Origin of the sequence: Vibrio sp. RM-41-2B, from assembly GCF_024744415.1 — a bacterium.
Lineage (GTDB): Bacteria > Pseudomonadota > Gammaproteobacteria > Enterobacterales > Vibrionaceae > Vibrio > Vibrio diabolicus.
In genome coordinates this window covers 111,970-124,707 of the sequence record NZ_JAMQWD010000056.1, presented here as the reverse complement: position 1 = coordinate 124,707, position 12,738 = coordinate 111,970, and the positions used below count along the sequence as shown (strand labels likewise).

The following is a 12,738-nucleotide window of genomic DNA, read 5'->3' as shown; positions in this document are numbered from 1 at the left end:
GTGTTACAAACTTAATTTCCATTTTTGTCTATGGACTTCTTCATGTAAGCTTTTGAAAAGATATCGTTAATGCGATCGATGTATAATCATACTTTTATAGATAAACTGAATGTCAATGACTCAACTTGGGCTTAATGCTAGGATAAAAACAAAATAGAATTGGCTAGTAAAAAAGATGAAACGTTGGTATCTACTTTATTGTAAACGTGGGGAGCAGGTTAGGGCGAAACAGCACCTTGAAAACCAAGGTGTAGAGTGCTTTTATCCAACTGTAGAAGTTGAGAAGATTTTGCGCGGGAAAAGACAAAAAGTCGAAGAGCCGCTGTTTCCTTGTTATGTGTTTGCTTACTTTGATTATGAACAGGGACCTAACTTCACCTCAGTTCGCTCCACTCGAGGGGTTGTTGATTTTGTGCGTTTTGGTGCTCAACCAAAAGAAGTCCAAGGTGACTTAGTCTTTGAATTGATGCAGCTAGAAAAATGCTGTAATGAAAATACCGCTTCTGAGTGTATGCCAAAACCAGGTGATCAAATCCGAGTTAAGAGCGGTCAGTTTGCAGGTATAGATGCTATCTTCCAAGAGCAAGATGGTGAGAAACGCTCAATCATGTTAGTGCAGATGATCACTAAACGAGTGCCTGTCAGCATTGACAACAGCTATTTAGACTTGAAATAGCTAATGCGTACAAACAAAAAAAGAGGTGCTTTGTCACCTCTTTTTTAATCTTGCTGGTGATCACCACCAGTGGGACGCTGTTTAGCTAGCTTAGCAAAACAACGATGATTACCGATTAGGAGTAGGGCATGGCACCCTACTTAGTCGCTTAGTATGCGTCGTTATGGACGGTTTGCACCGCACGACCTGACGGGTCTACACAGTTTTGGAATGACTCATCCCATTCAATCGCTTTCGCTGATGAACAAGCTACTGAAGGACCACCTGGCACACACTCAGCCGCTGAAGGTAGTGGGAATAGCTCTTCAAAGATTTCTCGGTACACGTAACCTTCTTTGGTGGTTGGCGTGTTGTATGGGAAGCGGTATTGAGCCGTTTCCATCTGCTGATCCGTCACTTTTTGCTCTGCGACTTCTTTCAACGTATCAATCCAGCTGTAACCTACGCCATCAGAGAACTGCTCTTTTTGACGCCATGCGATCGACTCTGGCAAGTAATGCTCAAAACACTCGCGTAGAATGTGTTTTTCCATTTTGCCGTTGCCACACATCTTATCTGCTGGGTTTAGGCGCATTGCAACGTCGATAAACTCTTTATCAAGGAACGGAACTCGGCCTTCAACCCCCCATGCCGCTAGCGATTTGTTTGCGCGCGCGCAGTCAAACATGTTCAGAGCAAGCAGCTTACGTACCGTTTCTTCGTGGAACTCTTTCGCGTTTGGTGCTTTGTGGAAATATAGGTAACCACCAAAAATCTCATCTGCACCTTCACCAGAGAGTACCATCTTAATGCCCATCGCTTTGATCTTGCGACCCATTAAGAACATAGGCGTGGATGCGCGAATGGTGGTCACATCGTACGTTTCGATGTGGTAAATCACGTCGCGAATCGCGTCTAGACCTTCTTGGATTGTGTAAGTCATCTCATGGTGCACAGTACCAATTTGATCGGCAACTTCTCGAGCTGCTTTTAAATCTGGTGCACCTTCTAGACCCACAGCAAAAGAGTGCAGTTGAGGCCACCAAGCTTCTGACTTTTCATCGTCTTCAATTCGCATTGCAGCAAAACGTTTAGCTACAGCAGAGGTGATGGATGAATCTAAACCACCTGATAGTAAAACACCGTATGGAACATCCGTCATTAGTTGGCGTTTAACCGCTGCTTCTAGTGCTTCAGTCAGTTCTTCTTTACTGGTGGTGTTACCTTGAACGGCAGCGTATTCGTTCCAGTCACGAACATAGTAACGCGTTGGCTCGGCATCTTTTGAGCTGTAGTAGCTACCAGGAGGGAACTCGCTCACTGTTTTACATACTGGAACAAGTGCCTTCATCTCTGATGCAACATAGTAGTTGCCATGCTCATCATGACCTTGATAAAGAGGGATAATGCCAATGTGGTCGCGACCGACTAAGTATTCGTCTTTTTCTTCATCGTACAGAACAAAAGCGAAAATACCGTTTAGTTCTTCAAGGAGATCTGCACCCATATCTTGGTACAGTGCAAGAATGACCTCACAGTCTGAATCGGTTTGAAACTCGTATTTTCCTTCGTAACGAGCACGAATTTCTTTATGGTTGTAGATTTCACCATTGACTGCAAGGATGAGCTTTTTATCAGGGCTGTATAGCGGTTGTGCACCACTATTTAGACCAACAATCGCCAAGCGCTCATGCGCTAAAATAGCACGCTCTGAAGAGTAAATCCCAGACCAGTCTGGGCCACGGTGACGAAGTTTTTTCGACATCTCTAATGCGATAGGGCGCAATGCGGCTGCATCGCTTTTAATGTCTAAAATGCCAAATACTGAACACATACTACATCCTTACTAAACTAAACAATTTCTAATCGGTATGGTTTAAATTTGCCATTACTAATAAAAAAAGCAACGTTTTGTGATTAAAAAAATGATAAAAAGCCTTGTTGTATGGAAAATATTTAACTTAATCGTTGTTTTGGTGAATGAGATCAAGGTTTGGTATGAAAACCATACAAAAAAGGCTTTCTATCAATAGAAAGCCTTTCAAAAAATATCAGTGCTGTTGCTTATTTAATTGGTGTGAATTTAGGCTGAAGTTGTTTACAGACGTGTCGAGCAAAACCGCTACCAGCTTCACTATATATATTGAATGCTGCGTCAACGCCATTTTCAAGTAAGCCTTCCAATTGGTCTGGGTACTCGGCGATAGCGGCAATTTGCCCCTTATATTTTCTGCGTTTAAGCTGCTCAAGTGCTGTTTGGTTACCTTGATGATGTGGCATGGCAAGCAGAACCAGTTTTACATGACCTGTATCTAAAATTCGCTCCCAGAAATCCGGGTCGGTGGCATCACCAGAAATCACATTTCTTCCTTCTGAACGATGATGATGTGCAGCGTCTTCACGAATTTCTATACCCAATGAAATTTTGCCATAGCGTGAACGTAGCTCATCATAAGCGCCCGTTCCAATACGCCCCATACCTAAGATCAATACTTGGGCATGACCTGGGTTGATGAGTTGGTCGCGTTGATTGAGCTTTTCTGCGGCTGTCTCTTGCAGCCACTTACCTGAATGTTGATAAATTTTATGGCTAAGGCGGTTAAGTGGCGCGGAAATTACAAAGGATACCGACACCGCAACCGCAATCGCAGCAAGCATATCACTTGGCATCCAGCCCATTTTATAGGCCAACCCAGCAACAATAAGACCAAACTCACTGTAGTTAAATAGTGATAAAGAGGCGAGCAAAGAGGTACGTACTCGAAACTTAAAATGATTAATAGTGACGAAGTACAAAAGCCCTTTTATTGGCAGCAGTAAGATGAATAGTAGGGCGAGTACGACGCCATTGACGCTCAATGAAGCGGACAAGCCAATGTTTAAAAAGAAGCAGACTAAGAACAGCTCCTTCATATTGAATAGCGATTTGGATAGCTCTGAAGCTTTAGGGTGGCCTGCGAGTAACATGCCTAAAATCAGCGCGCCCAAGTCAGGTTTCATACCGACCAATTCGAATAGCCCTGCCCCAACAACAAGCGCGAAGAAAATACCGAACAGCACCAGCATTTCGCCGTGGCCAACTTTATCTAACAGCTTATAGAATAGTGGACGAAGGAAAGGCAATGCGAACAAACCAATGGCATACCATTCTGGGACTTTGCCGGTTGAAGCAGTCAGGAATACTACGGCAAAAATATCTTGCATAACCAAGATACCGATCGCGAGTGTGCCGTAGGTCGCGTTCATTTCCCCTTTTTCTTGCAATGCTTTTACGGCAAAAACGGTACTGGAGAACGATAGTGCAAAAGCTAAAAGTAGGATTTGACCGCTATCCATACTGGCGAGCGAAGTTAAGCCCAGTAGTTTTAAACCTGATAGCGCTAGTGCAAAAAAAGCGGTAGACAGTATGTTGTGGGCGGTCGCTCCTCCCCATATTTCTTTGGACAGTAGCGTTTTGACATCAAGCTTGAGTCCGATCGTGAATAGAAGAAGAGTGACACCAAGATCTGCAAGAGTGACGATAACGTCATTGCTTTGATAGCCAAATGCATGCAAACCAAATCCTGCCAGTAGAAAACCAACGAGGGGAGGGAGGCTACATTTAAGCGCAATAAAGCCAGCTAAAAAAGCTGTTGTAATTAGAATAATTTCCATACTGTTGAGCTGTATTCCTGATATACAAAAACGGGCTGTGAAAACACAGCCCGAGATTGTAACTCAATTAGTTGTATAAACTTAGTCTTCAAGTAACTTTTGTAACAAAACTCCGTTTAGCATTGCGCGTTTAATCATCGCAAATGCGCCCATCGTTGGCTGCTTATCAATGTGTGAAGCCACGATAGGAAGGTCGTTATGGAAAGTTTTGAGAGATTGATTTTCGACATTACGTTGAATTGCAGGGAAGACTATGTCTTGTGCGGCAGTAATGTCGCCCGCAATGACAATTTTCTGAGGATTAAACAAGTTAACGGTAATTGCAATCGCTTTACCTAACTGGTTACCCACTCGCACTAAACTCTGCTTTGCAAGTTCGTCACCATCCATTGCATGCTGACACACTGCTTCAATCGTGATGTTTTCAAGGTCAGTCAAGCTTGACTCATAGCCTTGAGCAATCAGTTGTTTTACTCGTTGGATAATGGCTGGGTTCGCTGCTACGGTTTCTAAGCAACCAAAGTTCCCACATTGGCACTGTTCACCAAGCGGATCGATTTGGATATGACCAATTTCACCGACGTTGCGGTTAAAACCAAGAAAAACCTGGCCGTTAACGATAATACCTGCGCCAGTACCGCGGTGAACGCTAACTAAAATGGAGTCCTGACAGTCTTGGCTTGCCCCAAAGTAGTGCTCCGCTAACGCCATACCACGTACGTCATTCCCAACAAAGCATGCGGTATTAAACTTCTCTCCAACAATTTCACCCAATGCTAGATTATCGATATCGGTATTCGGCATGTACTCAACTACGCCTGTTGTTGGGTTAACAAGGCCCGGTAGCGTAATACCAATTGCGATGAGCTGATCAATTTTGTCTTCGCAACGGTTTACGAAGTCTTTAAGTAAATCGATAAGCCCAGCGATCAAGTCAGCTTGGTTGGTGTAATGCAGTTCGTGCTGATCTTCCGCAAGTGCAGTGCCACCTAAATCGTACAAACAAAATTGTACGTAATCTCGACCTAAACGAACCGCAATAGAGTGGAAGGGTTTGACTTCGGTGGTCAGAGAGATTGCACGACGACCACCAGTTGAAGCTTGCTGGGCGACCTCTTTAATAAGGCCGCGCTCTAAAAGTTGGCGGGTTATTTTGGTAACACTAGCAGGTGCGAGCTGGCTCACATCTGCGACTTGAATACGGGAGATAGGACCTTGCTGATCAATCAGCCTATATACCGCAGCGCTGTTAAGCTGTTTTACTAAATCTACATTACCAATCTGTCCGCCATTCATGCTTAATTTTGCTCGTATTGTCCGTTAACAACCGTCGCTTTTACTTTGAAGTCACGATCGAAAATGGTTAGGTTTGCAACCATCCCTTTTCGAACTCGGCCAAGGCGATCCTCAACACCAATTGCAGTTGCTGGGTATAACGTGGCCATTCGTAGAGCTTCGTCTAAAGCGATCCCCGCGTGCTCAACTGAATTCTGAACTGCTTCTATCATTGTCAAAGCTGAGCCGCCTAGTGTGCCGTTTTCATCAACACACTTACCATCTCGGTAATATACTTTCTTACCGACAAAAATAAAGTGATCAATGTTAGCACCTGCTGGAGCTGTGGCATCCGTCACCAAAACAAGCTTGTCACCTTTGATTTTATGAGCAATTCGGATGTTTGCGTAGTCTACGTGGAAACCATCGGCAATAATGCCAGCATAAACGTCAGGCGTATCGTAAATTGCACCAACAACTCCAGGTTCACGACCAACCATTGGTGTCATCGCGTTAAATAGGTGTGTGGCAAAAGTAATACCTGCTTCAAAGCCTTTACGCGCTTCGGCGTAGGTCGCATTTGTATGACCAATAGAAACTACGATGCCGGCTGTTTTTAATCGTGCAATATGTTCTGGATCGTTTTGCTCTGGTGCAAGCGTTACTTTAGCGATGATATCGGCGTTTGCGCAGATAAGATCAATCATGCTTTCATCTGACGGGCGAATAAAATCGACGTTGTGGATACCTTTTTTCGCGACGTTAAGATAAGGACCTTCTAGGTGTAGACCAAGTGATTGGTTTTGATATTGGTTGTGGTATTCACGAGCGGCAGAAATTGCAGTTCGCATATCTTCGTCTGATGAAGTAATGAGCGTTGGTAAGAAGCTAGTACAGCCGGACTTGAGGTTTGCTTCGTGCATGATTTGCATGGTTTCCGGTGTGATTGCATCGTTTAGCATTACACCGCCACAGCCATTCAGTTGCAGGTCGATAAAGCCCGGACTTAGGTTTGCGCCTGCGAGGTCTTTCACTTCGATGCCCTGAGGTAGCTCTGCAGCCAGTACAATAGATTGAATAAGGTCGTTTTCGATGATGACCGCATGATCGGTAAGAACATCACTACCGGTATAAATTTTACAGTTACTTAGCGCGTACATAGTCAGCTAGTCCTTATAGATGAGAATTCAATTTCTATATCGTTACCTAAGTGGAGACTGCTTTAGTCATATGGGTACTTAGTTTGTATCACTGAATTAGATAACGAGTCACATACAGCAAGTCGCGTTTTATCGATGTTATTGTCATAGTAACTAACTGAAAAGTAATAATTGTATGGTTTTTTATGATTCTTTTTCAGAGCAAAGTTACAGTGATTTACCCGCCTAGATACCAAAATAACACTGATTCTGCCTTGCATAAAGTGCGAGAATATTATCTTTAAAACGCCATTTTTTCGTATGATAAAATAAGTTTTATGATCTCGCTAGCAAAAACCTTCCGAAAGGGCAAATTGTGGTGATTATGATCACAAACGGTGAGCTTTTAATTTGCGGAGCAAAATTAATGTCATAAACTGAGGATGACTAAATTGGACGACTGAAATAAGTCATTCAACATAACATCTAATCCTATAGGGGGAACTTAAGGTGAATATTCTCGGATACTTCCAGAAGGTGGGTAAGGCGCTTATGGTGCCGGTTGCCACACTTCCTGCAGCAGCAATACTCATGGGTATTGGCTACTGGATCGACCCAAATGGCTGGGGCGCAAACAGTGCACTTGCTGCATTTCTTATTAAAGCTGGTGCAGCGATCATTGACAACATGTCAGTATTGTTCGCTGTTGGTGTTGCTTACGGAATGTCTAAAGACAAAGATGGCGCCGCTGCACTTTCAGGTTTCGTGGGCTTCTTAGTTGTCACAACGCTTTTGGCCCCTGGTGCAGTATCACAAATTCAAGGCATTGACCCAAGTGAAGTACCTGCTGCATTTGGTAAAATCAATAACCAGTTCGTAGGTATCTTGGTTGGTATTGTTTCTGCTGAGTTGTACAACCGTTTTTCTCACGTAGAGCTGCACAAAGCACTGGCGTTTTTCTCTGGTAAGCGTCTTGTACCTATCCTAACGTCTTTTGCCGGTATCGTTATTGCGTTCATCCTGATGTACGTTTGGCCATCAGTATACGGTGGTCTGGTAAGTTTTGGCGAAAGCATTCAAGGTATGGGTGAAGCAGGTGCAGGTGTTTACGCATTCTTCAACCGTCTTCTAATTCCTGTTGGTCTGCACCATGCACTAAACTCAGTGTTCTGGTTTGATGTTGCTGGTATCAATGACATTCCAAACTTCCTTGGCGGTGCGAAATCATTAGCTGAAGGCACGGCAACGGTAGGTGTTACGGGGATGTACCAAGCGGGCTTCTTCCCAATCATGATGTTTGGTTTACCAGGCGCTGCTCTAGCGATGTACCATACTGCGAAATCAAAGAATAAAGAGAAAGTGGCATCTATCATGATTGCGGCTGCGTTTGCTTCATTCTTTACAGGTGTAACAGAACCACTTGAATTTGCATTCATGTTCCTTGCTCCAGGACTGTACGTTCTTCACGCAGCGATGACTGGTCTATCAGTTTATATCGCGGCATCAATGCAGTGGATTGCAGGTTTCGGTTTCTCTGCTGGTTTAGTCGACTTAGTATTGTCGACTCGTAACCCGCTAGCGGTAAACTGGTACATGCTCATTGTACAAGGTCTTGGTTTCTTTGCGGTTTACTACTTCGTGTTCCGTACCGTGATTGTTAAGTTTGGCCTTAAAACACCGGGACGTGAAGATGATGAAGAATCTTCATCTAACGTGGCTGGATCAAGCAATTCTTCAGAGCTTGCTCGTCAGTACTTGAAGGCACTTGGCGGTCATGACAACCTAAGTTCTATCGATGCCTGTATTACTCGTTTGCGCCTTTCTGTGAAAGATATGAGCGTTATCAATGAGAAAACTCTGAAAGATCTTGGAGCTATGGGAGTTGTGAAGCTAGGTACAAACAACCTACAAGTTATTCTTGGTCCACTAGCAGAGATTGTTGCTGGTGAGATGAAGAATGTATCTAAAGATGAAGACTTAAGTGGTGTTCAGCTACCAGCTTAACTGTTTAATAGTGGTGTGATTGTTTGTTATTGGTATTGCAAACAATTGATACTACAACATCGCAAAAGGCCTCCGCAGGAGGCCTTTTTTCGTTTAAGCCCTTTGAATCTGCTTTGCTTTCACGCTAACTCGATAAATATTGTCGTTTTAGAGCGAGTTCTTGTTGTCTAATTGCTTAGAATTGTGGATCATTAGGAACAATGTACTCTGTGAAACCATACTTGGATGCAGGGTTCCGTTTTCTCTGACAATACTAATATTTTTGAGGTGCTATAGATGAGTGAAGCTGATGCTCGTCCATCAAACTTTATTCGCCAGATCATTGATAAAGATCTAGCGGATGGTAAACACACTAGCGTGCATACTCGATTCCCGCCGGAGCCAAATGGCTACCTGCATATCGGTCATGCTAAGTCTATCTGTTTGAACTTCGGTATTGCTCAGGACTACCAGGGTCAATGTAATCTACGTTTCGACGATACGAACCCTGAAAAAGAAGACATCGAATACGTTGAGTCTATCAAGAAAGATGTAAACTGGTTGGGCTTTGAGTGGAGTGGTGAAGTATGTTACTCATCAAACTACTTCGATAAGCTTTACGAATATGCAATTGAATTGATTAACAAAGGCTTAGCGTATGTAGATGAGCTAAGTCCAGAGCAGATTCGTGAATACCGTGGCACGCTAAAGGCGCCAGGTAAACCAAGCCCATACCGTGACCGTTCTGTTGAAGAGAACTTAGCGTTATTTGAAAAAATGCGCGCTGGTGAATTTGAAGAAGGTAAAGCGTGTCTTCGTGCCAAGATTGACATGGGTTCTTCATTCATGGTTATGCGCGATCCAGTTTTATACCGTGTGCGTTTTGCTACGCACCACCAAACTGGTGATAAGTGGTGCATTTACCCAATGTACGACTTCACGCACTGTATCTCTGATGCATTAGAAGGCATTACACACTCTATCTGTACGCTTGAGTTTATGGATAACCGTCGTCTGTACGACTGGGTTTTGGACAACATCACGATCGAAAGCCGTCCGCATCAATACGAGTTCAGTCGCTTAAACCTTGAGTACACAGTGATGTCTAAGCGTAAGCTTAATCAACTCGTCACTGAAAAACTGGTTAACGGTTGGGATGACCCACGTATGCCAACAGTCTCTGGTCTGCGTCGTCGTGGCTTCACGCCAGCATCTATCCGTGAATTCTGTAAGCGTATTGGTGTAACGAAGCAAGAAAATATGATCGAGTTTAGCTCATTAGAATCTTGTATTCGTGATGACCTAAACGAGAACGCTCCGCGTGCAATGGCTGTGCTGGATCCTGTTAAAGTTGTTATCGAAAACTTTGAAGAAGGTGCAGTAGAAAACTTGACGGTTGCTAATCACCCAAACAAACCAGAGATGGGTGTGCGTGAAGTACCATTCACTCGTGAGTTGTGGATTGAGCGTGAAGACTTCCGTGAAGAGGCGAACAAAAAGTACAAGCGTTTAGTGCTAGGTAAAGAAGTTCGCTTACGTGGTGCTTACGTGATCAAAGCAGAGCGCGTTGAAAAAGATGCCGAAGGCAACATCACGACTATCTTCTGTTCTTACGATGCAGACACACTAGGTAAGAACCCGACTGATGGCCGTAAAGTAAAAGGTGTGATTCATTGGGTATCAGCTGATAAAGCATTACCAGCGGAAATCCGTCTGTACGATCGTCTATTTACGGTTCCAAACCCGGGTGCAGCAGAAGACTTTGCTTCTACAATCAACCCTGAATCATTAGTTGTGATCAATGGTTTTGTAGAGCCTAGCTTAGCGTCAGCAGAAGCAGAAAAAGGCTACCAGTTTGAGCGTATGGGTTACTTCTGCGCAGACTCGAAAGATTCTTCAGCAGATAAACTAGTATTCAACCGTACGGTTGGTCTACGTGATACTTGGGCAAAAATTGAGAACCAATAATCTCGATTAATGCAAAAACCGATAAAAATGCCAGCAAATGCTGGCATTTTTTTATTCTCATTATCGTAATGCGGCGGTTATAGGTAGTGTAGGGAGTTGCTTAAGAACGAGGGACGTTTGATAAATGTTCGGTTTGGAAGCAAAACAATGATGTTTATTAAGGTTTGAATTGGTAAGTCTAATCGACGCTTTACAAAAGCTGGTACGGCAATTCAGCTATTGAAAGATATCGCCCTCAGAAACAAAAAACGCCAGCATGAGCTGACGTTTATTTTAAATCAACAAACCGTTATTTTTTTGGTTTGTGTGCATCTGGATTGTCTTTACAACCACCATCACTGCACTTGCCGTACAAGTATAAGCTGTGGTTTGTTAGCGTGACATTGTACTTAGCTGCAATCTCTTTTTGACGTTCTTCAATAAGATCGTCAGAAAATTCAATTACCTCACCACAGTCTAGGCACACTAGATGGTCGTGGTGATGTTGAGTCGATAATTCGAAGACTGACTTACCACCTTCAAAGTGGTGACGAGTTACAATACCAGCATCATCGAATTGGTTTAGAACTCGGTAAACAGTTGCTAGGCCAATCTCTTCACCTAGATCAATCAACTTTTTGTACAAATCTTCAGCACTGATGTGCTGGCAGTCTGGCTGCTGAAGTACTTCTAGAATTTTTAGCCTTGGAAGGGTTACTTTTAAACCCGCATCCTTCAGCGCCTGATTATTATCTGACATATACTTTCCCGTTGGATCATCTGCAGCGATTTAACAGAATTCAATCTTCCTACCATTATAGGATAAGCGCTCAGAACATTAAACCACGAACTTCAAAGGGTTAATAGAATCTTTTTGTAAATTAGAAACAGGTCGATTATATTACAGATCTGACCAGTTACAATTATGTAACATTGAGCTTGGAGAGGGCACGGACTGCGATGAATAAGCGACTTGCGAAGATATACAAACCAGGAATTGTAAAATTCGCACTCAATATTTGGCCACCTTTTTGGGGCGCTGGTATTAAAATCTTACATATTTCTGAAGACTTTCGTACCGTGAAGGTGCGTTTGAAGCTTCGCTGGTGGAATAAAAACGCCAATCGTACTCAGTATGGTGGCAGTATTTTCTCTTTAACTGATCCCATTTACTCGTTGATGCTGATGGGGATTCTACGCGAGGAGTATTACGTGTGGGATAAAGAGGCGAGTATTAACTTTATTAAGCCAGGGCAAAGTGATTTATATGCAGAATTCGAAGTTACTGAAGGGATGCTAGAAAACATTTATCAAATGACACGGAATGGAGAAAAGTGTTTTCCTGAATTTATTACCCATGTAAAAGATAAGCAGGGGAATGTGGTTTCAGAGGTTCAACGCAAGCTTTATGTAAGAAAGAAACCTCAGTATCGCGAAGAGGAAGTGCTCACCGATGCTTTGTGAAAATATACAAAAAGACCTCCAATCGGAGGTCTTTGTATAATTCGATTTATTTAGCCTTCAAGCTCAGCTAAACACATTTCTTCGTAAATCTGTTTAACCCAGTTCTCAACACGTTCGTCAGTCAGTTCCGGTTGACGGTCTTCATCGATACATAGACCTACGAATTGGCTGTCGTCACCTTCAACAAGTGCTTTAGACGCTTCAAATTCGTAGCCTTCTGTTGAAGTATGGCCAAGAATTGTGCCACCTTTAGACTCAACGATATCACGTACTGTGCCCATCGCGTCACAGAAGTACTCTGCGTAGTCCTCTTGGTCGCCACAGCCAAAGATAGCCACTAGCTTAGTAGAGAAGTCGATTTGCTCAAGTTCAGGGAAGAAATCATCCCAATCACATTGTGCTTCACCGTAGTACCAAGTTGGGATACCTAGAAGAAGAAGATCGAAGTTATCAATGTCTTCTTTGCTGCTTTTCGCGATGTCTTGAACGTGAACTAGATGCTTACCTAGTTGCTTTTGAATCATCTTTGCAACGGCTTCAGTATTACCTGTGTCGCTACCGAAGAAGATACCTACACTTGCCATAGAGTCTATACCTTTACATTGTTTGTTATTGGCGATG

The 12,738-nt window shown here is 43.3% G+C and carries 10 protein-coding genes; 4 read left to right on the top strand and 6 right to left on the bottom strand.

Annotation, left to right across the window (positions count from 1 at the left end; genetic code table 11):
• The first annotated feature begins 175 nt into the window (after positions 1 to 175).
• Positions 176 to 676, top strand: a complete 501-nt coding sequence (rfaH, locus tag NB463_RS23485) for a transcription/translation regulatory transformer protein RfaH (RefSeq protein ID WP_258430313.1) — start codon at positions 176 to 178, stop codon at positions 674 to 676.
• 148 nt (positions 677 to 824) lie between these two features.
• On the opposite strand, the gene asnB is transcribed toward rfaH, so the two are convergent.
• The 4 genes from asnB to nagA all read right to left on the bottom strand — a co-directional run bounded on the left by asnB (position 825) and on the right by nagA (position 6,744).
• Positions 825 to 2,489 (bottom strand): asparagine synthase B, encoded by a 1,665-nt coding sequence (gene asnB, locus NB463_RS23480; protein ID WP_005393054.1) that lies wholly within the window; start codon positions 2,487 to 2,489, stop codon positions 825 to 827.
• A gap of 230 nt (positions 2,490 to 2,719) precedes the next feature.
• Positions 2,720 to 4,309 carry a cation:proton antiporter family protein gene (locus tag NB463_RS23475; RefSeq protein ID WP_258430312.1) on the bottom strand — a complete coding sequence of 530 codons (1,590 nt, stop codon included), beginning with the start codon at positions 4,307 to 4,309 and terminating at the stop codon, positions 2,720 to 2,722.
• A gap of 81 nt (positions 4,310 to 4,390) precedes the next feature.
• Entirely contained in the window at positions 4,391 to 5,605 is a 1,215-nt protein-coding gene (gene nagC / locus NB463_RS23470; protein WP_006742713.1) for a DNA-binding transcriptional regulator NagC, read from the bottom strand.
• Positions 5,606 to 5,607: 2 nt separating this feature from the next.
• Positions 5,608 to 6,744 (bottom strand): N-acetylglucosamine-6-phosphate deacetylase, encoded by a 1,137-nt coding sequence (nagA, locus tag NB463_RS23465; RefSeq protein WP_258430311.1) that lies wholly within the window; start codon positions 6,742 to 6,744, stop codon positions 5,608 to 5,610.
• A gap of 489 nt (positions 6,745 to 7,233) precedes the next feature.
• On the opposite strand from nagA, the gene nagE reads away from it, so the two are divergent.
• Together nagE and glnS are read left to right on the top strand one after the other, a co-directional pair.
• Positions 7,234 to 8,727 (top strand): N-acetylglucosamine-specific PTS transporter subunit IIBC, encoded by a 1,494-nt coding sequence (nagE, locus tag NB463_RS23460; RefSeq protein ID WP_167426807.1) that lies wholly within the window; start codon positions 7,234 to 7,236, stop codon positions 8,725 to 8,727.
• 276 nt (positions 8,728 to 9,003) lie between these two features.
• Positions 9,004 to 10,674 (top strand): glutamine--tRNA ligase, encoded by a 1,671-nt coding sequence (glnS, locus tag NB463_RS23455; RefSeq protein WP_258430310.1) that lies wholly within the window; start codon positions 9,004 to 9,006, stop codon positions 10,672 to 10,674.
• Between the two features lie 289 nt (positions 10,675 to 10,963).
• Here the strand turns inward: glnS and fcrX are convergent, their stop codons facing one another.
• Complete coding sequence (gene fcrX / locus NB463_RS23450; protein ID WP_005382141.1) at positions 10,964 to 11,413, bottom strand: ferric iron uptake transcriptional regulator FcrX; 450 nt, start codon at positions 11,411 to 11,413, stop codon at positions 10,964 to 10,966.
• 200 nt (positions 11,414 to 11,613) lie between these two features.
• Between fcrX and NB463_RS23445 the strand changes: the two genes are divergently transcribed.
• Positions 11,614 to 12,117: a DUF4442 domain-containing protein gene (locus tag NB463_RS23445; protein WP_047009532.1), complete on the top strand. Its 504-nt coding sequence runs from the start codon at positions 11,614 to 11,616 to the stop codon at positions 12,115 to 12,117.
• A 50-nt stretch (positions 12,118 to 12,167) separates the two neighbouring features.
• Here NB463_RS23445 and fldA read toward each other — a convergent pair whose 3' ends face one another.
• On the bottom strand, positions 12,168 to 12,701 hold the full coding sequence (gene fldA, locus NB463_RS23440) for a flavodoxin FldA (RefSeq protein ID WP_005393040.1): 534 nt from the start codon (positions 12,699 to 12,701) through the stop codon (positions 12,168 to 12,170).
• Positions 12,702 to 12,738 lie beyond the last annotated feature (37 nt).